Here is a 22,187-nt window from a genome sequence, read left to right as displayed (position 1 = left end):
GAGCGCCCATCGCATCGGCTATCCGGGCGGCATGCTGCGCATCAATGAGCTGAAACTCCCCCTCAATCATCCCGAGGAGGCGCTGGCAGCGGCGATCCGGGATCGGTTGCGGATCGGGCCGCGCGATCTGGTGCGCTATACGGTGGCGCGGCGGGCCAATGACGCGCGCGATAAGATGGATATCCAGCTCGTCTATTCGGTCGACGTGACGGTGAAGAACGAGGGCACGGTGCTGGCCCGCTGCCGCCGCGACCGCAACGTCGGGTCGACGCCGGACACCGGCTATCGCTTCGTTGCCAAGGCGCCGGCGGATTACACGGGGCCACGGCCGGTGGTGATCGGGACGGGGCCGTGCGGTCTGTTCGCGGGCCTGATCCTCGCCCAGATGGGATTTCGCCCGATCATCGTCGATCGCGGCAAGGTGGTGCGCGAGCGGACCAAGGATACCTGGGGTCTGTGGCGGCGTAGCGAGCTGAACCCCGAATCGAACGTCCAGTTCGGTGAGGGCGGGGCGGGCACGTTCTCGGACGGCAAGCTCTACAGCCGGATCAAGGATCCGCGGCATCTCGACCGCAAGGTACTGACCGAGTTCGTGAAAGCGGGCGCGCCCGAGGAAATCCTGACCGAGGCACACCCGCATATCGGCACGTTCCGGCTGGTCACGATGGTGGAGAGCATGCGTGCGTCGATCGAGGCGTTGGGCGGCGAATATCGCTTCGAACGCCGGGTCGACGGCATCGACGTCGCGATCGACGCGGATGGCACCCGGCGGATGCGCGGACTGCACCTGCACAACGGCGACTATCTGGAGGCGGAGCAGGTGGTGCTCGCCGTCGGGCACAGCGCGCGCGACACGTTCGCGATGCTGCACGAGGCGGGCGTCTATATCGAGGCCAAGCCCTTTTCGATCGGCGTGCGGATCGAGCACCCGCAATCCTGGATCGATCAGGCGCGCTTCGGCCCCAATGCCGGCCATCCCATTCTGGGCGCGGCCGAATATCATATCTCGCATCACTGTTCGAACGGGCGGACGGTCTACAGCTTCTGCATGTGCCCGGGCGGCACGGTGGTGGCGGCGACGTCCGAGGAAGGGCAGGTCGCCACCAACGGCATGAGCCAATATTCGCGCAACGAGCGCAACGCCAATTCGGGCTTCGTCGTCGCGATCGATCCGGCGCGCGACTATCCGGGTGATCCACTCGCCGGCATCGCGCTGCAGCGCCGGATCGAGAAACTGGCGTTCGTTGCGGGTGGATCGAGCTACAAGGCGCCGGCGCAGCGGGTGGGGGATTTCCTGGCGGGGCGGCCGTCGACCGCGCTGGGATCGATCGCGCCGTCATATCGGCCGGGCGTGACGCCGACCGACCTTGCAACCTGCCTGCCCGATTTCGTCATTGCGGCGATGCGCGAGGCGCTGCCGGTCTTCGGACGGCAGATTGCGGGCTACGATCACCCCGACGTGGTGATGACGGGGGTGGAAACGCGCACCTCATCGCCGATCCGCATTACGCGGGGCGAGGATTTGCAGAGCCTCAATACGATCGGCCTGTTTCCGGCGGGCGAGGGGGCAGGCTATGCCGGCGGCATCCTGTCGGCCGCGGTCGATGGTATCAAGATCGCCGAGGCGGTCGCGCGGCAGATCATGGGAACGCAGGGCGCGGTTCCGCGGCAACGCCAGCCCGGAAAGCGGGCCGCGTAAGCGGTAGTGCCGATACGGTGTTGTTCGGCGCGCCAGACTTTCTATACTGAGCGATATGGAAAGCGTTCTTACCGCGTCACCCGGCCCGTGTGCAAAGGGGCGTCCGCGGGAATTCTGCACGGATACTGCCCTCGCCGCGGCGCTACGCGTCTTCTGGAGCAAGGGGTATGAAGGCACGTCGCTTGCCGATTTGACCGAGGCGATGGGGATCACGCGCCCCAGCTTGTACGCGGCCTTCGGCAACAAGGAGGCGCTGTTTCACAAGGCGCTCGACCTCTACGAGCAGGAAAAGCTGGAATATATGCGCGCGGCGCTGGAGCAGCCGACCGCGCGTGGCGTCGCAGAGACGATCCTGCGCGGCGCCTTGGCGATGCAGACCAGTCCCGGTGAACCCAAGGGGTGCCTGGGCGTGATCGCCACCATGCCCTGCGGATCGGAAGCCGATTCGGTTCGGGGCGAGATGATCGCGCGTCGCGCATCATCGCAGGCGGCACTAGTCGAACGGTTCGAGCGGGCGAAGGCAGATGGGGATCTGCCCGCGGCGGTCGATATCAGCGGTCTTACCAGCTATCTTTACGCGCTGTTGCAGGGGATGGCGGTGCAGGCGGGATCGGGCGCCAGGCGCGATGAACTCGAGCGGATGGTCGACACCAGCCTGGCGATGTGGCCGAGCCGCTAGGAGAGCGTCAGCTCAAGGGGTCTGATCTGGTGTCCCCTCGGCGCGCATTGCGTCGATCTCTCGGTCGACCGTGACGATGAACGCCCGTGCAAGCGGACCGCGATCGAAATCGCGGCGGATCAACTCCTGATGCAGCATGCCGAGCGCCATCGTTGAAATCATGTCCGACAAGACCGCACGCCGTTCCGCCATCCGCGGCGAGGGGGCGAGCATTTCCAACGCGTTGAGCATCAGGCCGCGGACGTCGTCGTTGATTCTGCGAAAGATCGCCGCAATCCGTTCGTTGCGTCCCGCCTCCGCGACGATTTCTGCGAACAGGCGCGAATTTTCGACGTCCTCCTCGGCGTCCTCGGCGGTGATGAACTGGTGCAACCAGTCGCGCACCAAGGCCGCGTCATTGTTTTCAATGGCGGCGCGCAGCGAGTCGCCTGCCATGAACGCGCAGCAATCGGCGTCGACGATCGCGGCAACGATGTCCTCCTTGGCCGAAAAGTCGCGATACAGCTGGCCGACCGCGATGCCCGATTCTTTTGCGATCTGCGCGATGCCGGTGCTGTGAAAACCTTTGTCGATGAAGAGCTTGCGAGCAGCCTCGATCACACGTTCACGACGCGCGTCCGCTTTATTCCTGGGTGCGGTGCAACAAAAATTCGCGTCGTTCATTCCATCCTCGTCCCGGCACGGGTTGACGCCCGTTCGAATCCGGTTGTACCAGAGCGTGAGTGATCGATCACTCACAAAAATCAAAATCGGACATTTCGGCATGGCGGATAAGCGACACGGCGCGGCGACGCTAGCGTTGGCACTGGTTCTGGGCGGAACGCTCACGGCCTGCGGCGGCAAGGGGCAACAGCAGCAGCAGGCGCCGCAGGGGCCGCCCACGGTCGGCTATGTCGTCGTGCGCGAACAGCCCGTGACGCTGACCACCGAATTGCCGGGGCGCACCACCGCCTTCGAAACCTCCGAGGTACGGCCGCAGGTCAACGGACTGATCCGCGCGCGCCTGTTCACCGAAGGCGACATGGTCCGCGCAGGCCAGCCGCTGTATCGCATCGATTCCGCGCCCTATCAGGCGCAGGTCGCCAGTGCCCGTGCGGCGCTGGCTCGCGCGCGTGCTGCGATCGCGTCGAGCGAGGCGCTGGCGCGCCGCTATGGCGAGTTGGTCAAGATCAACGCCATCGCGCGTCAGGAGTATGAAAACGCCCAGACGAGCGCGCAGCAGGCGCGCGCCGACGTTGCGGCGCAGCAGGCGGCGCTGCGGACGGCGCAGATCGATCTGGCGCGTACCACGATCCGCGCGCCGATCAGCGGGCGGATCGGCCGGTCGGTGTTCACGACCGGCGCGCTCGTCTCCGCGTCGCAGACCGAGGCGCTGGCGACGATCCAGCGGCTCGATCCCGTGTACGTCGATATCCAGCAGTCGAGTGCCGACCTGCTGAAGCTGCGCCAGCAGATCATGGATGGTCAGCTGCTGCGCGACGGCAATGCACCCGTGAAGCTGACGCTGGAGGATGGGACGGCCTATGGCCCGCAGGGGACGTTGCGCTTTGCCGACGTCACCGTCGATCCGACGACCGGATCGCAGGTGATCCGCGCACTCTTCCCCAATCCCAACGGGTTGCTGCTGCCGGGCATGTTCGTGCGCGCGTCGCTGGTGCAGGGCATCAAGCAGAATGGCATGCTGGTGCCGCAGCGCGCGGTGACGCGCGACGAAAAGGGTCAGGCGACGGCGATGGTGATCGGCGCCGATGGCAAGGTGCAGCCGCGCAGCTTGCAGACGACGCGAACGATTGGCGACAACTGGCTCGTCACCGGCGGGCTGAAGCCCGGCGACAAGGTGATCGTCGAAGGCGGCATGATGCTGCGGCCGGGTATGCCGGTGAAGGGCGAGCCGTGGAATCCGAACGCCAAGCCTGCCGGCGGTCCGCAAGGGCAGCCGCAGGCGCAGGGCCAGGCGAAGTAACGAACCATGGCACGCTATTTCATCGATCGACCCATCTTCGCATGGGTCATCGCCATCGTCATGATGCTGGCGGGCGCGATCGCGATCCGCAGCCTGCCCGTGGCGCAGTTTCCGGAAATCGCGCCGCCCGCGGTCGCGATCACCGCGAGCTATTCGGGCGCCGATGCCGAAACGCTGGAACGCACGACGACGCAGATCATCGAGCAGCAGCTGAAGGGCATCGACAACCTGCGCTATTTCTCGTCTTCGTCCTCCTCGGCGGGGACGGTGACGATCACGCTGACCTTCGAACAGGGCACCAACCCCGACATCGCCCAGGTGCAGGTGCAGAACAAGCTGCAGGCGGCGACCCCGCTGTTGCCGCAGGAGGTGCAGCGCCAGGGCATTCAGGTGACGAAGTCGTCCGCCAGCTTCCTGCTGGTCGTCGGTCTCGTCTCCACCGACGGGTCGCACAACAACACCGACCTGTCCGACATGGTCGTGTCGAAGTTCCAGGATCCGATCAGCCGCGTGTCTGGCGTCGGCGAATTGCAGGTGTTCGGCGCGCAATATGCGATGCGCATCTGGCTCGATCCGATCAAGCTGAACAGCTATGCGCTGACCGTCGCCGACGTGACGTCCGCGGTGCAGGCGCAGAACGCTCAGGTGTCCGCCGGTCAGATCGGCGCGCAGCCTGCTCCCAAGTCGCAGATGCTGAACGCCACCGTCAGCGTACAGTCGCGCCTTCAGACGCCCGAACAGTTCGGCGCGATCCGGTTGAAGACCACCACCGCGGGCGCCGTCGTACGGCTGCGCGACGTGGCGCGGGTGGAGCTGGGCGCGGAGAATTACGGCTTCGACGTCCAGTATAACGGCAAGCCCGCGTCCGGTTTCGGCGTGCGCCTCGCCTCGGGTGCCAATGCGCTCGACACGGTGGAGCTGGTCAAGGCGCGCGCGCAGGAGATCGGCAAGACGCTGCCCGCCGACGTCAAGGTCATCTACCCCTATGACACCACGCCGTTCGTGCGGCTGTCGGTCGAGCAGGTGATCCACACGCTGATCGAGGCGGTCGTCCTCGTTTTCCTGGTGATGTTCCTGTTCCTCCAGAACTGGCGGGCGACGCTGATCCCGACGATCGCGGTGCCGGTGGTGCTGCTCGGCACCTTCGCGGTGATGGCGGTGGCGGGCTTCACGATCAACACGCTGACCTTGTTCGGCATGGTGCTCGCCATCGGCCTGCTGGTCGACGACGCGATCGTCGTGGTCGAGAACGTCGAGCGTTTGATCGTCACGGAACATCTCAGCCCCAAGGATGCAGCGCGCAAGTCGATGGATGAGATCAGCGGCGCGCTGATCGGCATCGGCCTCGTCCTGTCGGCGGTGTTCCTGCCGATGGCATTCTTCGGCGGATCGACCGGCGTGATCTATCGCCAGTTCTCGATCACGGTCGTGTCGGCGATGGTGCTGTCGGTCATGGTCGCGCTGATCCTGACGCCGGCGCTGTGCGCGACGATCCTGAAGCCGCATGACCCGAACAAGGCGGAGGGCAACGGGCTGTTCGCGCGCTTCTTCCGCTGGTTCAACGATCGGTTCGAACGGGGCCAGCAGAAGTACGAAGGTGGCGTGAAGCGCACCGCGCGGAGCTGGAAGCGATCGCTGTTGGTCTATGCGCTGATCGTCGGTGGCATGGTGCTGGTGTTCACGCGCCTGCCCTCGGGCTTCCTGCCCGACGAGGATCAGGGCACGGTGCTGGCGCTGGTGCAGGGCCCGGCCGGCGCGACGAGCGCGCGCACCGACAAGGGGCTGACCCTCGTCCGCGATCACTTCATGAAAGCCGAAGGTGCCAACGTCGCCGGCGTGTTCACGATCAACGGGTTCAGCTTTGCGGGGCAAGGGCAGAATGCCGGTCTGGTCTTCGTGAACCTGAAGCCGTGGGACGAGCGCAGCGGGGCCGACAACAAGGCGCAGGCGATCGTCGGACGGGCGATGGGTGCGTTCAGCCAGTATAAGGACGGGCTGATCTTCGCGCTGGTGCCGCCGGCCGTGCAGGAACTGGGTAATGCGACCGGCTTCGATGCGCAGCTGGTCGACACTGGCGGCATCGGTCACGAAAAGCTGGTGCAGGCCCGCAACATGATGCTGGGCATGGCGATGCAGGACAAGCGCCTGGCACAGGTCCGCCCGCTGAGCCTGGACGATGCGCCGCAGCTGAAGGTGAAGATCGACGAGGACAAGGCGCGCGCGCTGGGTCTTGACCTTGCCGACGTCAATTCGACGATCGCGACGGCGTGGGGCGGTGGCTATATCAACGACTTCATCGATCGTGGCCGCGTGAAGCGCGTCTACGTCCAGGCCGATGCGCCCTATCGCCTCAGCCCGGAGGATGTCGGCGATCTGTACGTGCGGAACGGCACGGGTCAGATGGTGCCGTTCACCGCCTTTGCGACGCTGGAATGGGCGAATGCGCCGGTGCAGCTGACCCGCTACAATGGCCAGCCCGCCATGCAGTTGCAGGGTTCGCCGGGCGCGGGCCTAAGCACGGGTGCGGCGATGCAGGCGATGGAGGAAATCCACGCCAAGCTGCCACCGGGCACCGCGCTTGAGTGGACGGGGCTGTCGTTCGAAGAACGGCTGTCCGGCGGTCAGGCGCCCGCGCTGTATGGTCTGTCGCTGCTGATCGTGTTCCTGTGCCTCGCTGCGCTGTACGAAAGCTGGTCGGTGCCGATTTCGGTGATGCTGGTGGTGCCGCTCGGCGTGCTGGGTGCGGTGTTGGCGGCGTGGCTGACCGGCCTCAACAACGACATCTACCTGCAGGTCGGCCTGATCACGACGATCGGCGTCTCGGCGAAGAACGCGATCCTGATCGTCGAATTTGCCGAAGAGCGGATCAACGAAGGCATGCGGCCATTCGACGCGGCGGTGGAGGCGGCCAAGCTACGTCTGCGCCCGATCCTGATGACCAGCCTCGCCTTCATCTTCGGCGTGTTGCCGCTGGCGATCTCGACCGGCGCAGGTGCGGGCGGGCAGAATGCGATCGGTCGTGCGGTGGTCGGCGGCATGCTGTCGGCGACGCTGCTCGCGATCTTCTTCGTGCCGATGTTCTTCGTCGTGGTGCTGCGTCTTTTCGGGCACGGCCACGACGGCAAGCGGCCCGTCGAGGATAGGTCGCATGACAGCAATGACGCGGACGGCGAGGGCGATGCGCCCCGTCCGCAGGGAGCCTGAGTGGTGATGACACGCAAAATCGTCCTCGCGCTGCTGGGCGCCAGCGCGCTCGCGGGGTGCAATCTCGCACCGAAATACGTCCGGCCCGAAGGCGCGGTGCCCGCGGCCCTGCCGCAGGGCGGCGTGTATCCGGCCGCCGCGACCGATGCGCCCGACGTCAGCAAGATCGGCTGGCAGACGTTCTTCACCGACGACCGGCTGCGCAAGACGATCGCCCTGGGGCTGGAGAACAATCGCGATCTGCGGGTTGCTGCGGCCAACGTGCTGCAAGCGCGGGCGCAATATCGCATCCAGCGGGCCGATCTGGTGCCGTCGACCACGGTGTCGGGGTCGGGGACCTATACTAACAACATCTTCGGCGGCGCCTCCGCCGGTGCGGGTGCCGGTGCGGGTGGTGGCGCAGGAGCCGGTGCCGGAGCGGGCGCGGGAACGGGTGGCGGCGTGGGTGCCGGGGCTGGTGGCGCGGCGGTCGGGTCCAATTCGTCGAACCTCGAATTCTACTCGGTCAACGCTGGCTTTTCCGCTTTCGAGCTCGACCTGTTCGGCCGCGTCCGCAACCTCAACCGCGCCGCGCTGGAACAGTATTTCGCATCGGAAGAGGCGCAGCGCGCTGCGCGGATCAGCCTGATCGCCGAGATCGCGACGGCCTGGGCGACCCTGGGGTCGGATCAGGCCCACATTTCCCAAGTAAGGCGCTGATTTCGCTGTCCTGACCATTATATTTCCTATATAAAACATGGTGTTGAAGGCTGCGAGGGGCGCGTTTCATGGATCACCCAGAGGGTGCGGGCTTGCAACGGGCAGATCGGGTGGATTTCGACCCTCGCGTGCGGCTGGAATTTCGCGGCACGCAGCTCAGTTCCGACGGCGGCCTTCTGGTGATGCGCGAGCTTGATGACGCGCTCGGGTTGTCCGATTTGGCGTCAGCGGCGCTGCGCGATACTCGCTCTGGCAAGAACACGGTCCATCGGCTCGACGGCCTGTTCCGGCAATCAGTCTTTGGGCGGCTGGCCGGATACGAGGATGTCAACGACGCCAACCGTCTCGCCTGCGATCCGGTCATGCGCCAAGTTGTCGGCGGCAGAGCGGTCGATGCACAAGCGGCCTCGGCATCGCAGATGGGACGGTTCGAGACCGAGACGCTGGCTCTGGCCGGGAACCGTGCCGCGCTGGCCGACCTGAACGGGCAATGGATCGACCGGTTCCATGACCGTAACGGGCTGAAGTACATCGTTCTGGACATGGACAGCTCGGTCAGCCCGACCCATGGCGACCAGGAAGGGTCCGCCTGGAATGGCCATTTCGACTGTAGCTGCTATCACCCCAACTTTCTGTTCAACCAGTTCGGGATGCTGGAACGCTGCGCCCTGCGCCATGGCAACGTCCACAGCGCCGATGGCTGGCGTGATGTTCTCGACCCCGTCATTGCGCGCTACGCGGAGCGCGACCTTGGTGGCAGGTTCTTCCGGGCCGATGCTGCCTACGCGATCCCGGCGATCTATGAGCGATTGGAAGAAGCGCGGTTCTTCTACGCCATCCGGCTGCCCGCAAACGCGGTCCTCAAGGACAAGATCGCGCATCGGCTAACGCGCCCTGTCGGGCGGCCGTCACTGACCAAGGTCAAGCGGTTCTTCGAGGAATTCGAGTATCAGGCGGCGTCCTGGGACAAGGAACGCCGGGTGATCGCCAAGATCGAATGGCATCCGGGCGAACTGTTCCCGCGTGTCGGCTTCATCGTCACCAACCTGCCGATGGAGCCGGACTGGGTGGTGCGGTTCTACAACCAGCGCGGCACCGCCGAGCAGCACATCAAAGAGGGCAAATACGCCTTTCGCTGGACGCGGCTGTCGTGCCGGAAGTTCCGCGACAATGAGGTGCGGCTGCAACTGCACGCCCTGGCGTACAACCTGGCCACCTTCTTGCGCTGCATCGAGCTGCCCGAGGCCATGGCCGACTGGTCGTTGACCAGCCTGCAACTGAAGCTGATCAAGATCGGGGCACGTGTGGTCCGTCACGCCCGCACCATCACCTTCCAGCTGGCCGAGGTCGCTGTCACCGGCACGATGGTACGCGCCATCCTCGCCGCTATCCGCCGATTGCGAGCGCCACCGCTATGCGCATGATCGCGATCCACGCTCAAACTGAACGAAAGCGGCTGGACAGATCTGTCCGCTGCGCTGAAAAACGCCGCCCCTGGGCAAGGAAACAGCGGCTTCGCGGTCTGATCCGTCCAGATCCAGCAGTCTGCGCGACCGCAGGTGCCGCTTGCGGCAGAAAATCCTTGTCTAGCGCTCGGATACAGGCGATCTTCACCTCAAACGCCACGCCACTTGGGGAATGCAGGTCAGGATCAACTGCGCATCTCGCAGGAGACGCTGAAGGCGTTCGAGCAATCGCTGGAGCTGACGCGGGCGCAGTTCCGCATCGGTGTCGCCTCCGAACTGGAAGCGCGGCAGGCGGAAACGAGCTACCAGAGCGCGCGCAACGATATTGCCGTGCTGAAGACGCGGGTGGCGCAGGACAAGAATGCGCTCGACCTGCTGGTCGGTACGCCGGTGATGGCGGACCTGCTGCCGCAAGGGCTGGGTAACGGCGATGCCGCGTTGCAGGTACTGCCCGCGGGCCTGTCGTCCGAGGTCCTGCTGCGCCGGCCAGACGTGTTGCAGGCCGAGCATCAGCTGATCGCGCAGAATGCCAATATCGGTGCGGCGCGGGCGGCCTTGTTCCCGCGCATCTCGCTGACCGCGACGCTGGGGACGATCAGCACGGCGCTGAGCGGGCTCTTCGCGGGGGGCAGCTTCACCTATACCGGTGCGCCGTCGGTATCGCTGCCGCTGTTCGATGGCGGACGGCTGCGGGGCAATGTCGATTATGCCCGCGCGTCGCAGCAGGCGGCGGTGTCGACCTATGAGAAGACGGTGCAGACCGCGTTTCGCGAGGTCGCCGATGCGCTGGCACAGCGCGGCACGATCGACGAACAGATTGCGGCGCAGACTGCCCGTGTCGGGGCAGCGAACGTGGCGCTGCGCATTTCCGACGCGCGTTATCGGGCGGGGGTGGAATCGTTCCTCAACACGCTCGATTCGCAGCGCTCCGCTTATGCGGCACAACAGCAGTTGGTCACGACCCGACTGACACGCATCAGCAACCTTGTCGAACTATACCGCTCGCTGGGTGGTGGACTCGAGTAAACCATTTAACCCGTTCACCGTGCCGCAAGAGCGGACAGCAATCGAAGGCGCGGCACGGTGAACCCCGCCAGGCGGGGATAGCGCGCCTGTGGTTCGCGCTGGCGGACGGCTAGGCCGCGCGGCTCTCCGGCGCGCGCAGGGGCGCGAGGCTGTCGAGGAACTGGGCCGCGCTGCTCGCCCAAGTGAAGCGGGCGGCATAGGCGGTGCAGGTCGCGCGATCGCGGGTCAGCGCGCGCGGGATGGCGACGTCGAGGTCGGCGTCTATCGCGCCGACGCTGTCGTCCAGCACGTCCACCGGCCCCGGTGCGGGCAGCGCCGCGACGGGAGTGCCACAGGCGAGCGCCTCGATCATCACCAGTCCGAACGTGTCGGTGCGGCTGGGGAAGACCAGCACATCGGCGCTGCGATAGGCCGCGGCGAGGTCCGCGCCGAAGCGCGGTCCCAGGAAATGTGCCTGCGGGTAGCGTGCGGCCAGCATCGCCAGCGCGGGACCGTCACCCACGACCACCTTGCTGCCGGGCGTCGTCGACTGGAGGAACCCCTCGATATTCTTTTCGACCGCGACGCGGCCGACGTAGAGCTGGATCGGGCCTGGCAATGCCGTGATGACGGGATTGCGCGGCCCATCGGCGGTAAAGGTGGCGAGGTCGACGCCGCGGCCCCAGCGGCGCAGATGCGGCAGGCCATGGGCGCGCAGCACGGCATCGACCGACGGGGTCGAGGTGAGGATGGCGTCGGCGGGCGCGTGGAACCAGCGGATATAGCGCCAGATCCATTCGGCATTCACGCCGGTGCGTGCCGCGACATAATCGGGGAACTGCGTGTGATAGGCGGTGGTGAAGCGCACGCCGTCGCCGACGCACCAGCGCCGGGCGGCCAGGCCCAGGGGACCTTCGGTGGCGATATGCACGGCATCCGCGTCGAAGTCGCGGATCAGCCGCCCGATCGTGCCGCTGCGCGCCAGCGCCAGCCGGATTTCGGGATAGCTGGGGCAGGGCAGACTGGCGAAGCGATCGGGGGAGATCACGAGCAACTGATGGCCCTGCGCCTCCAGCTCGTCGCGGACGGCGGTGAGCGTGCGGACCACGCCGTTGACCTGGGGCGCCCAGGCGTCGGTGACGAGGGCGATGCGCATCAGGCGGCGCGGATCACGCTATCGGTGCTGGCCGGCGCATTGCGCGCCGCAATCTCATCCGCCCAATGCAGCAACTCCATGCGGCCGTCGAAATGTTCGACGAGGGCGGTGCAGCCCTCCACCCAATCGCCGTCGTTATAATAAGCGACGCCCTGGATATCGCGGATTTCGGCGGTGTGGATGTGTCCGCATACGACGCCATCGACGCCGCGCGATCCCGCGGCATGGGCGACGACCTCTTCGAAATGCGAGATGAAGGCGACGGCGTTCTTCACCTTCGCCTTGGCATGCTTCGACAGCGACCAATAGGGCATGCCGAGGCGGCGGCGCGCGACGTTGAGCCACTGGTTCACCACCATCAGCGCGGTGTAGGCGCTGTCGCCGATGAACGCGACCCAGCGGTGCGCGAGGGTGATCGCGTCGAATTCGTCGCCGTGCAGCACCAGCAGGCGGCGACCATCGGCGGTGGTGTGGATCGCCTTGCGGCGGATCTTGACGCCGCCGAAGTCCATGCCGGCGAACTGGCGGAACACCTCGTCATGGTTGCCGGGGATGTAGGTGACGCGGGTGCCGCGCTTGGCGCGCTTCATCAGGCGCCAGACGACGTCGTTGTGGCTCGCTGGCCAGTAGAAGCGCTTCTTGAGGCGCCAGCCGTCGATGATGTCGCCGACGAGATAGAGCTGGTCGCTGTCGACATGGTCGAGGAAGTCGATCAGCATGTCGGCATTGCAGCCGCGGGTGCCGAGGTGGACGTCCGAAATCCAGATCGTGCGATAGCGGCGGCGCGTGACGCCTGCAGCCTCCGGCACGGTCGGCCGCTGCGGCACGAAGGCGAGGATATCGGCGGTGGTCGTGTCGGTGGTCATGCGTGGCCCCCTCGGGAACCCGCTGTTCCCTTATGGGTGATGCATAGCCTGTCGATGTGACGCCGCGGTCACGGCGAGGTTACGGAAGTGTTGCGCTTACGCGGCCATCGTCGTGCGCAGCACGGTGAGCAGGATCCAGTAGAGCACGCCCGACAACAGCATCGCGGCGGGCAACGTCATGAACCAGGCGAGCGCCATGTTGCGCACGGTGCGCCATTGCAGGCCCGCGCCGTTCGCGACCGACGCGCCGGCGACGCCCGACGACAGGATGTGCGTCGTCGACACCGGCCTGGCGAAGTGATCCGCGAGCAGGATCGTCGCCGCGGTCACCAGCTCGGCCGACATGCCCATGCCATAGGTGAGGTGGGTCTTGCCGATCCGTTCGCCCACGGTGACGACGATCCGCCGCCAGCCGACCATCGTGCCGAGGCCCAGCGCGATGGCGACGGTGATCTTCACCCAGAGCGGAATGTAGCGCGTGCCCTGTTCCAACCGGCTGCCATAGGCCTTGATCCCGTCGATCTCGGCGGCGGTGAAGTGGGTGCGGGCGCCTTCGTCGGCGACGATCAGTTTGCCGGCATCGAGGACGAGGTACATGTCGCCGCGCAGGTTGGGCGTGGCAGCGGCGGGCACCTTGCCGAGCGAGCCGTAGCTTTCGAGCTTGTCGCCGACATCGCGCGACAGCGAGGCGAGGGCGCCGTACATGGCGGGCGTATCGACCCGGCGTTCGGCGAGCCCGCGCGTCACGGTGGCGCGGGCGATGTCGACCGTCGGTTCCGGCCCCGGCTGGCGCGCATAGATCTCTGCGGCCGAGCGCGCCTGTGCGACGAAGGCGGGCGTCGCGCTTTCGGGGACCGTGCGGTTCAGCGCGTAGGCGGTGGGCGCGCAGCCGATCAGGATCAGCATGATCAGGCCCATGCCCTTTTGCCCATCATTGCTGCCGTGCGCGAAGCTGACCGCGGTGCAGGTGGCGATCAGCGTCGCCCGAATGCCCCTGGGCGGCGGTGCCTGCGTGTCAGGCTCGCGATAGAGCTTGGGATCGCGAAGGAAGCGCTTCATGACCAGCAGCAGCACGAGGGCGGCGGTGAAGCCGATCAACGGGCTGAAGAACAGCGCGGAAAAGACCTTCTCCGCCTGATGCCAGTCGACGCCCGATGTGCCGTTCAAGCCTCGGGCAAGCAGTTGATTGGCGAGGCCGACGCCGAGGATCGAGCCGATCAGCGCGTGGCTCGACGAATTGGGCAGGCCGACATACCAGGTCGCGAGGTTCCACAGCACCGCCGCGAGCAGCAGCGCGAAGATCATCGCGAACCCGCCCGCCGAGCCGGTGTTGATCACCAGATCCACGGGCAATAGCGTGATGATCGAATAGGCCACCGCGCCCGACGAGGCGAGCACGCCGAGGAAATTGAACATGCCCGACCAGACGACGGCCAGCGGCGCGGGCATGGCGTGGGTGTAGATTACGGTGGCGACGGCGTTGGCGGTGTCGTGAAAGCCGTTCACGAATTCGAAGCCAAGCGCGATCAGCAGCGCGAGGCCGAGGAACAGGAAGACGCCCGTCGCCAGCGTTTCGCCGACCTCTGCCGTGTCCGTCAGGATGCTGGCGCCGGCATAGCCCAGCGCGCCGATCAGGACGGCCAGGAAGATCCAGCGACCGGCGGGATGCAAGTGTCCGTCGAGCCGCGGGCCGCGTGCAGCCGTTTGGGGGGAAGCGGCGGTGAGCGTCGTAGCCATATGTCCGCGGTGGACCCTGTATGTGACGAGTTCGTGACAGCAGCTGATTCGAACCGTGCCGACAACGCACCGATCGGCCATTGTGTTCGGGGCGGCGTAGCAGGGGGCGGGGCAGGGTGGCGGGGAGCCTTTGCCGGCTTGGTGCGTGTTAGCGGCGATGCATATCCCCTATCTCGATATCGACCTGCCGGACTGGGCGGGGAAGCTTGGCGGCGTGCTGGCGTTCGTCCTGCTGCTGTCGCTTGTCCATCGCATCCTGTTTGCGGCGCTGCGCCGGCTGGCGGGACGCACCGCGACGAAGACCGACGATATCCTGATCGCCCGGCTCGATCGGCCGAGTTTCTGGCTGGTGATCGTCATCGCGCTCGCCGCATCGGGGCCGGGGCTGGACCTGCCGCGGTACTGGGAGACGATCTGGCAGCGAGTGCTGGGGCTGCTGACGCCGGGCATCTTCGGCTGGATGCTGCTGGCCGGGCTGACGGCGTATCGGGACATCAGCGAGGTGCGGTTCGACATCACCGCCGCCGACAATCTGAGGGCGCGGCGGCGGCGGACGCGGATCGGCATCCTGCACCGGATCGGGGTGTTCGTGCTGATCCTGATCACGGCGATGATGATGTTGATGAGCATCCCGTCGGTGCGGACGATCGGGGTGACGCTGGCCGCCTCTGCCGGCGTGGCCGGTCTTGCCATCGGCGCCGCGGCGCAGCCGGCGCTGAAGAACCTGATCGCCGGCATCCAGATGGCCTTTACCGAGCCGATCCGGATCGACGACGTGGTCATCATCGACAACGAATGGGGGCGGATCGAGGATATCCGGCTGACCTATGTCGTGGTCCGGATCTGGGACGACCGGCGGCTGGTGGTGCCGGTGTCGAAGTTCCTCGAGAACAGCTTCCAGAACTGGACCCGGGAGACGAGTGCCCTGCTCGGTAGCGTCTTTTGGTATCTCGATCCCGCTGCCGATGTGGCTCGGATCAGGGCGAAGCTGGAGGAGGTCGTCCGGGCCAGCCCCCGCTGGGACCAGCGGTTCTTCAACTGCCAAGTCACTGATTCAAAACAGGATGGCCTGATGGAGGTGCGCGGGCTGATGACCGCCAAGGACGCCTCCACCGCGTTCGATCTGCGGTGCGAGGTGCGCGAGGCGATCTATGCCTTCATCCGCGACGAGATGCCGGAAGCGCTGCCGCGGACGCGGATCACGCCGGCTCCGCCTCCGTCTCCATCTCCAACGGGGCTTCCATCAGCGCCTCGGTGAAGGTCTTGCGCCACCAGCCGATATCTTCGCGGGTGATGACGTCCATCATCCGCTGCCAGCGTTCGATGCGTTCCTCGCGCGGCATGCGGAGCGCGAGCATGATCGCGTCGGACATCTCCTCGGCCGAATAGGGATTGATGAGGACGGCGTCGGTCAGCTGGCAGGCGGCGCCGGCGAAGCGCGAGAGGATGAGGACGCCGGGGTCCTCCGGGTTCTGCGCGGCGACATATTCCTTGGCGACGAGGTTCATGCCGTCGCGCAGCGGCGTCACGAGCCCGATCTTGGCGGCGCGATAGATGCCGGCGAGCACGTCGCGGGGATAGCCCTGGTTGACGTAGCGGATCGGCACCCAGTCGATGTCGGCATAGGCGCCGTTGATCCGACCCGCCAATCCTTCGAGATTGCTGCGGATTTTCTGATAGCTGCCGACGGTCGCGCGGCTGGGCGGCGCAATCTGGAGCAGCGTGACTTCCTTGCGCTCTTCGGGGTGTTCGACGAGGAAGCGTTCGTAGCCGAGGAAGCGCTCCTCCAGCCCCTTCGAATAATCGAGCCGGTCGACGCCGACGATCATGTCGCGCCCCACCGCGGCGTCGCGCATCTGACGATAGGCGAGGCGGCCGCGCGTGCTGACGGCAAGGCCGGCAAATTCCTTGGCATCGATGCCGATCGGGCAGGCCATAACGCGCACGCGGCGATCGTCCAGCACCAGCTCGTCGCCCTCGACGGTCGCGCCCAGTTCGGCGGTGCAATAGTCGCGGAACGACGACAGCCATTCGTCGGTGTGGAAGCCGATGACGTCATAGGCGAACAGGCTGCGGACCAGCGCTTGCGCTTCGGGCAGGATGGCGAGCAGGCGGCGTGGCGGCCAGGGGATATGGAGGAAGAAGCCCAGGCGGTTCTTCGCGCCGCGCTTGCGCAGTTCCTGCCCCAACGGGAACAGGTGGTAATCCTGGATCCAGACCGCGTCGTCTTCCTCGATCAGCGGCTGGACGGTGTCGGCGAAGCGTTCGTTGACGCGCTGATAGCCGCCGGCAAATTCGCGTTCATATTCCGCCAGATCGACGCGATAGTGAAAGAGCGGCCACAGGGTACGGTTGGCGTAGCCGTTGTAATATTCCTCGATATCCTGCTCTTCGAGGTCGACGGTCGCGGTGGTGACGCCTTCGCTGCGCTGGAAGGTGATCTGGCCGGTATATTCGTCGGTGCGCTCGCCCGACCAGCCGAACCACATGCCCTTATATTCGCGCAGGGCAGAGGCGAGGGCGACGGCGAGGCCGCCCTGTGCGCCCCCGGATTTGGACCCCGTGGGGGCGGACACACGATTGGAAATGATGATCAGACGGCTCAGCGGATCGAACTCCAGGGTTTGGACAGCAGGACGGCGCAGTTGATCATGCCGACCAGCGAATAGGTCTGGGGGTAGTTGCCCCACAGCTCCAGAGACGTAGGGTCGATATCTTCGGACAGCAACCCTGACGCGGTACGCCGTGCCAGCATCTCTTCGAAGAGAGCCCGCGCATCGTCGTGGCGGCCGGTGGCGTGCAGCGCCTCGATCAGCCAGAAGGTGCAGACGTTGAAGGCGGTTTCGGGCAGGCCGAAATCATCCTCCGTATCGTAGCGCAGCATGAAGCTGCCGCGACGCAGGCCTTGCTCGACCGCCTCGAGCGTGCCGAGGAAGCGCGGGTCGGTGGGTTCGAAGAAGCGCAGGTCGAGCAGCTGGATCAGGCTGGCGTCGAGGTCGTCGCCCGAGAAGGTCGCGGACATGCGATTGGTGTCGGGCCGCCACGCCTTGTCCTCGATCACCCCGCGGATATGGTCGGCGCGATCCTGCCAGAAGGTGCAGCGATCCTCCATGCCCAGCGCATGGGCGGCATTGGCGAGCCGGTCGCACGCCGCCCAGCACATCGCGACCGAATAGGTGTGGACGCTCTGCCGCGTGCGCAGCTCCCACAGGCCGGCGTCGGGCTTGTCGTAATGGGTCCAGGCGCGTTCGCCGACCTGTTCGAGGCGGTGGAAATCCTCGGCCGTATTGAGGCGGAGCAGGCGCTGGTCGAAGAAGGCGTGGACGCTGCACAGCACGATCTGGCCGTAGGCGTCATATTGATGCTGTTCGTAGGCGGCGTTGCCGACGCGCACCGGGCCCATGCCGCGATAGCCGGCCAGATCGGGCGCGAAGCGTTCGGTGAGCGTCGCTTCGCCGAGCACGCCGTACAATGGCTGAATATGGCCGCCGCGCGCATCGTCGACGATGTTGCGCAGATAGCCGAGATAGCCCTCCAGCACGTCGAGCGCGCCGAGGCGGTTCAGCGCCTGGACGGTGTAATAAGCGTCGCGGATCCAGCAGTAGCGATAGTCCCAGTTCCGTTCCGACCCGGCATGTTCGGGGATCGAGGTGGTGAGCGCGGCGACGATCGCGCCGGTTTCCTCATGCTGGCACAATTTGAGGGTAATCGCCGAGCGGATCACCACGTCCTGCCATTCCAGGGGGATGGCGAGGCCGCGCGTCCATTCCTGCCATTCGGCGATCGTCTGCGTGAGCATCGCCTCCATCGATTCCGCCAGATCGCCGCTGAAGCTTTCATCGGGGCCGAGGAAGAAATGCAGCGGGCGTTCGAGGCGGAAGATGCGCTCTTCCTGGATCATGCCGATCGGCGCGGTGGTGGTGAGGCGCATCTGCATCGTATCGAGGTTGATGCGCAGATGGTTCGACCCGCCGATCTGTTCGCGGCACGCACCGCCCCAGCCGCAGGTGGTGCGCAGCCGCATCGTCATGCGGGGGCTGCCCGACACCGGACGGACGATGCGCGCAAAGGCGACGGGGCGGTAGGTGCGGCCGAGGCGATCGAAGCGGGGGCAGAAGTCGATCACCTCCAGTGCGTTGCCGGCGCTGTCGGTATGCGTGCTGACCAGGATCGGCGTGTTGCGGATGTACTGCTGCTCGACCGACACCGAATCGGCGATCTCGACGCTCCAATAGCCGCTGTCCGGTTCGGCGCCGCCGACGAGGGCGGAGAAGAGCGGGTCGCCGTCGACGCGCGGCACGCACGCCCAGACGTAGCGGCCGGCGCGATCGATCAGCGCGCTGACCTGACAATTGCCGATCGGCCAGAGGTCTACGCTGGTCATGCGCTGAGGCTTTCGGTTGCGGCTTCGAGCCAGGAGAGGGTGTCGGCGACGCTGTCGAGGCGCCAGGCGGCGGCGGTGGCGCGGGGGGCGCCGATCAGGATGCCGGCGCCGCCGAGGGTCGCGGCGGCGGCCATGGCGGGTTCGTCGGTATCGTCATCGCCCAGGAAGACGGGTTTGCGGCCGGCAAGCGCAGGGGCCTGCATCATCTGACGCAGCGCGCTGCCCTTGTCGGCCCCGGCGACGCGCACCTCGACCATCATCTTGCCGGTCTGCAGGTGGAGGCCGGCATCGGTGGCGAGGCGGGTAGCGAGCTGCGTCGCGGCGGCTTCGGCCGTGGGGACGGCACGGTAATGGAGCGCGGCGCCGAGGGGCTTTTCCTCGACCAGGACGCCCCGTGTTGCAGTTGCGAAGTCGTGCATGTCGGCGACAATACGGTCGAGCGCTGCGGGTCGTTCCGCCTGGTGGACGCGGCCGTCGGGCCAGGCGACCTCCAGCCCGTGGCTGCCGGAGATGGCGAAGGCGGGGGCGTCGAACAGCGCGCGGATGCCGTCGACCGGCCGGCCGGAGATGATCGCGACGCGGCCATCGAGCGCGTGCGACAGCCGCTCGATCAGCGTGGCGAGGCGCGCGTCGACGCGGACGGCGTCGGGCCGCTCCTGCAATTCGACGAGCGTGCCGTCGAAATCGAGGAACAGCGCGGCGTCGCGCAACAGGTCGGCGGGGGGTGGGGGCAGGTGCGTCACGGCGCCGCTGTCCGGGATCGGGGCGAGCGGGTCAAGCGGGTCCGGCGCCCGATTCGGCGTTCGAGTCGGGGGCTGCGGAAGTGGACGAAGTGGACGATACGTTTTGCTCGGAAACGCCGCCTGCCCCGGGCCGCCGTGGGATGGGCGGGCGAGCGGAGGGCGCGGAGCATGGCGGGATCATAGCGGATCGACGGCGTGTAGGACAGGGCAAGTCATATCGGGATGGTCACGGTCTGGATCGTGGGCCTTGCCGATGCGGTACGATCATCGGACAAGATACGCCGTACTGTGGGGAAGGGATCACCATGGCCATCGCTACACTCTCCACGATTCTCAGCGCCGCGGCCGTCGTGGCGGGAAGCCCGGTCGTGGATGCGCCCGTCACGGTGTGGACATTGCTGCGGCTGGGAAACGTGGCAGTGCCGCCCGCCAAGCCGGCGGCGGCGACATTGGTCCTCGGCAAGCATCACGCTGTGGGCGGAACGGTCGCATGCAATTCCGTAGCCGGATCGCGGATAACATGGGTTTCGTCGCGGTCGGGACGACAGGGCAGGTTCTTGCAACATCCGGGCGAGTACATGCCCTCGACGCTGGTGTTGTGTCGCGATGCGGTGACAACGAGCATGGGCGGGACGTTCTGGCAGAAGATGCGATCCGCGCGGTCGTGGTCGGCCACGCCGGACAGGCTCACGGTCCGCTTCGCAGACGGGTCGACGGCAGTGCTGGTCCGCGCCGCGGCATCGACGCCGGGAAGCATCCGTTAACCCTCCCCTGCGACAGACGGTGGATCGCCGTCACGGAAAGTATTCGATGCCCTCTGCCCCCATCATTGCCGCGACGCTGATCGTGCGGGACGAGGCGCGGTGTATCGCGCGGTGCCTGGAGAGTGTGGCGCCGTTCGTCGACCGGATGGTGGTGGTGGATACCGGGTCGGTGGACGATACCGTTGCGATCGCAAAGGGGTGCGGGGCGGAGGTGCATCGGCTCGACTGGCCTGACGATTTCGCGGCGGCGCGCAACCATGCGCTGGGGCTGGCCGATGCGGACTGGCATCTGGTGATCGACGCGGACGAATGGATTGTCTCCGGCGGGGAGGCCTTGCGTGACTGGTGCGCGGGGGGCGAGCGGCTGGGGCGGGCGTGCGTGCTGAGCGACGATGGCGCGGGCGCGACGACGACGCGGAGCTGGATCACGCGGGTGCTGCCGCGCGGCGTGCGGTTCGAGGGGCGGGTGCATGAGCAGGTCGCCTCCGCTGTGCCGCGCGTGCGGACCGGGCTGCATATCGGGCATGACGGCTATCGGGCGGCGCAGCTTGCCCGCAAGCGCGATCGCAACCATCGGCTGTTGCTGGCGGAGCTCGCCGGGCGGCCGGGGGATGCGTACCTGCTGTACCAGATCGCCAAGGATGCCAACATGCGCGGCGACGGCGCGGCGTCGGCGAAAGCCTATGCGCAGGCGGTGGCAGCGACGCCGCCGGACGCGGGCTGGCGGCACGAACTGGTGACGTGTGCGATCGCCGCGCTGGCAAAGGCGGGGCGACTGGGTGATGCGATGGCGCTGGCCGAGGCGGAAATGCCGCGCTGGACGGAGTCGCCGGATTTCTTCTTCGTGCTGGGCGACCTGCTGCTGCATCATGCCATCGCCGATCCGGCGCGGGCGGTGGACCAGTGGCTGCCGCTGGCGAGCGGGGCGTGGGAGCGGGCGATTGCGATCGGCGAGCGGCCCGATCTGGAGGGCAGCGTCGCGGGGCGGGGCAGTCACCTCGCCCAGCATAACCTTGACGTGGTGCGGGGGCAGTTGGCGATGCTGCGCGGTTAGTGGGGGGCGGTTAGGGTCGCGCTGCGTTATGGGGGGCGTTCCTATCCTCCCCCTCCGTCACCGCCTTTGGGCGGCGCCACCTCCCCCTGGCGGGGGAGGATTTATCACCCCCACGCAAGATCGATCTGTCAGGGGCGTCAGGCGTCGCGCCATGCCCCCGGCGCGAGGTTGTCCAGCGTCCAGTCGCCGATCCGCCAGCGCACGAGGCGCAGCGTCGGGTGGCCGACGGCGGCGGTCATGCGGCGGACCTGCCGGTTGCGGCCTTCGCGGATGGTGAGGCGCAGCCAGCGGTCGGGGATCGCCTGGCGCACGCGGATGGGGGGCGTGCGCGGCCACAGGTCCGGCGGCTCGATCGCCTCGACCTCGGCGGGGCGGGTGGGGCCGTCCTTCAGCACGACGCCGGTGCGCAACGCGGCGAGGGCGGCGGCGTCCGGCACGCCTTCCACCTGCACGAGATAGGTTTTGGGCAGCTTGAACTTCGGATCGGCGATGCGCGCCTGGAGGCGGCCGTCGTCGGTCAGCAGCAACAGCCCCTCGCTGTCGCGGTCGAGCCGACCGGCGGGATAGACGCCGGGGACATCGATGAAGCGCGACAGCGTGACCCGCTCCGCCGGCGTGCCGCGATCGGTGAACTGGCTGAGCACGTCATAGGGTTTGTTGAAGAGGATCAGGCGACTCATGTCGGCTCGTGCAAGGAGGAACGCCCCGCTGTAACGGCGCGCGGCGATGCCGGCCATGGCGATCCGCCCGCCCGGCGGTCCCTCGCGC

At 66.8% G+C, this 22,187-nt stretch carries 16 protein-coding genes and 2 pseudogenes; 10 read left to right on the top strand and 8 right to left on the bottom strand.

Annotated elements, in window-relative coordinates; genetic code table 11:
- The first annotated feature begins 31 nt into the window (after positions 1-31).
- The gene (locus tag A7E77_RS02275; RefSeq protein ID WP_063685615.1) at positions 32-1,699 is read left to right on the top strand and encodes an NAD(P)/FAD-dependent oxidoreductase; all 1,668 of its coding nucleotides are present in this window, start codon (positions 32-34) and stop codon (positions 1,697-1,699) included.
- 55 nt (positions 1,700-1,754) lie between these two features.
- A complete protein-coding gene (locus tag A7E77_RS02270; protein WP_017979396.1) occupies positions 1,755-2,378 on the top strand; it encodes a TetR/AcrR family transcriptional regulator in 624 nt (207 codons plus the stop codon).
- Positions 2,379-2,390: 12 nt separating this feature from the next.
- On the opposite strand, the gene A7E77_RS02265 is transcribed toward A7E77_RS02270, so the two are convergent.
- Positions 2,391-3,041 (bottom strand): TetR/AcrR family transcriptional regulator, encoded by a 651-nt coding sequence (locus tag A7E77_RS02265; RefSeq protein WP_226341811.1) that lies wholly within the window; start codon positions 3,039-3,041, stop codon positions 2,391-2,393.
- 100 nt (positions 3,042-3,141) lie between these two features.
- Here A7E77_RS02265 and A7E77_RS02260 point away from each other — a divergent pair, with 100 nt between their 5' ends.
- From A7E77_RS02260 to A7E77_RS02240, 5 genes and pseudogenes are all read left to right on the top strand, one after another.
- Positions 3,142-4,341, top strand: coding sequence for an efflux RND transporter periplasmic adaptor subunit (locus A7E77_RS02260; protein ID WP_192930005.1), 1,200 nt, complete (start codon positions 3,142-3,144; stop codon positions 4,339-4,341).
- Positions 4,342-4,347: 6 nt separating this feature from the next.
- On the top strand, positions 4,348-7,545 hold the full coding sequence (locus tag A7E77_RS02255) for an efflux RND transporter permease subunit (RefSeq protein WP_063685613.1): 3,198 nt from the start codon (positions 4,348-4,350) through the stop codon (positions 7,543-7,545).
- Between the two features lie 6 nt (positions 7,546-7,551).
- A pseudogene (locus tag A7E77_RS02250) lies at positions 7,552-8,217 on the top strand (TolC family protein); the annotation flags it as partial.
- Between the two features lie 95 nt (positions 8,218-8,312).
- The gene (locus tag A7E77_RS02245; protein WP_006473457.1) at positions 8,313-9,668 is read left to right on the top strand and encodes an IS1380-like element IS1247 family transposase; all 1,356 of its coding nucleotides are present in this window, start codon (positions 8,313-8,315) and stop codon (positions 9,666-9,668) included.
- Positions 9,669-9,890: 222 nt separating this feature from the next.
- Positions 9,891-10,736: pseudogene (locus A7E77_RS02240) on the top strand (efflux transporter outer membrane subunit); the annotation flags it as partial.
- A gap of 109 nt (positions 10,737-10,845) precedes the next feature.
- Here A7E77_RS02240 and A7E77_RS02235 read toward each other — a convergent pair.
- The 3 genes from A7E77_RS02235 to A7E77_RS02225 all read right to left on the bottom strand — a co-directional run bounded on the left by A7E77_RS02235 (position 10,846) and on the right by A7E77_RS02225 (position 14,474).
- Entirely contained in the window at positions 10,846-11,871 is a 1,026-nt protein-coding gene (locus A7E77_RS02235; protein ID WP_063685611.1) for a glycosyltransferase family 4 protein, read from the bottom strand.
- Positions 11,871-12,737, bottom strand: coding sequence for a UDP-2,3-diacylglucosamine diphosphatase (locus A7E77_RS02230; protein ID WP_017979390.1), 867 nt, complete (start codon positions 12,735-12,737; stop codon positions 11,871-11,873). The genes A7E77_RS02235 and A7E77_RS02230 overlap by 1 nt, the downstream gene beginning before the upstream one ends.
- Positions 12,738-12,833: 96 nt before the next feature.
- A complete protein-coding gene (locus A7E77_RS02225) occupies positions 12,834-14,474 on the bottom strand; it encodes an inorganic phosphate transporter (RefSeq protein ID WP_063685609.1) in 1,641 nt (546 codons plus the stop codon).
- A 157-nt stretch (positions 14,475-14,631) separates the two neighbouring features.
- On the opposite strand from A7E77_RS02225, the gene A7E77_RS02220 reads away from it, so the two are divergent.
- Positions 14,632-15,732 (top strand): mechanosensitive ion channel family protein, encoded by a 1,101-nt coding sequence (locus A7E77_RS02220; RefSeq protein WP_063685608.1) that lies wholly within the window; start codon positions 14,632-14,634, stop codon positions 15,730-15,732.
- Here the strand turns inward: A7E77_RS02220 and A7E77_RS02215 are convergent.
- From A7E77_RS02215 to otsB, 3 genes are read right to left on the bottom strand one after another with little or no spacing between them, the layout of a single operon-like run.
- A complete protein-coding gene (locus A7E77_RS02215) occupies positions 15,674-17,080 on the bottom strand; it encodes an alpha,alpha-trehalose-phosphate synthase (UDP-forming) (protein WP_063689644.1) in 1,407 nt (468 codons plus the stop codon). The two genes, A7E77_RS02220 and A7E77_RS02215, sit on opposite strands and share 59 nt — an antisense overlap.
- The gene (locus A7E77_RS02210; RefSeq protein WP_063685606.1) at positions 17,077-18,858 is read right to left on the bottom strand and encodes a glycoside hydrolase family 15 protein; all 1,782 of its coding nucleotides are present in this window, start codon (positions 18,856-18,858) and stop codon (positions 17,077-17,079) included. The genes A7E77_RS02215 and A7E77_RS02210 overlap by 4 nt, the downstream gene beginning before the upstream one ends.
- Positions 18,855-19,601: a trehalose-phosphatase gene (gene otsB / locus A7E77_RS02205; RefSeq protein ID WP_063685604.1), complete on the bottom strand. Its 747-nt coding sequence runs from the start codon at positions 19,599-19,601 to the stop codon at positions 18,855-18,857. The genes A7E77_RS02210 and otsB overlap by 4 nt, the downstream gene beginning before the upstream one ends.
- Before the next feature lie 305 nt (positions 19,602-19,906).
- On the opposite strand from otsB, the gene A7E77_RS17205 reads away from it, so the two are divergent.
- Together A7E77_RS17205 and A7E77_RS02195 are read left to right on the top strand one after the other, a co-directional pair.
- Positions 19,907-20,365 carry an META domain-containing protein gene (locus tag A7E77_RS17205; protein ID WP_192930004.1) on the top strand — a complete coding sequence of 153 codons (459 nt, stop codon included), beginning with the start codon at positions 19,907-19,909 and terminating at the stop codon, positions 20,363-20,365.
- Between the two features lie 46 nt (positions 20,366-20,411).
- A complete protein-coding gene (locus A7E77_RS02195; protein ID WP_063685600.1) occupies positions 20,412-21,419 on the top strand; it encodes a glycosyltransferase family 2 protein in 1,008 nt (335 codons plus the stop codon).
- A 137-nt stretch (positions 21,420-21,556) separates the two neighbouring features.
- Here A7E77_RS02195 and A7E77_RS02190 read toward each other — a convergent pair whose 3' ends face one another.
- Positions 21,557-22,099, bottom strand: a complete 543-nt coding sequence (locus A7E77_RS02190) for a pseudouridine synthase (protein ID WP_063689642.1) — start codon at positions 22,097-22,099, stop codon at positions 21,557-21,559.
- Positions 22,100-22,187 lie beyond the last annotated feature (88 nt).

This window comes from Sphingomonas sp. NIC1, assembly GCF_001638925.1.
Taxonomy (GTDB): Bacteria; Pseudomonadota; Alphaproteobacteria; order Sphingomonadales; family Sphingomonadaceae; genus Sphingomonas; species Sphingomonas aquatilis.
The sequence above is the reverse complement of the archived record's forward strand: the minus strand, read 5'-3'. Positions and strand labels throughout refer to the sequence as shown.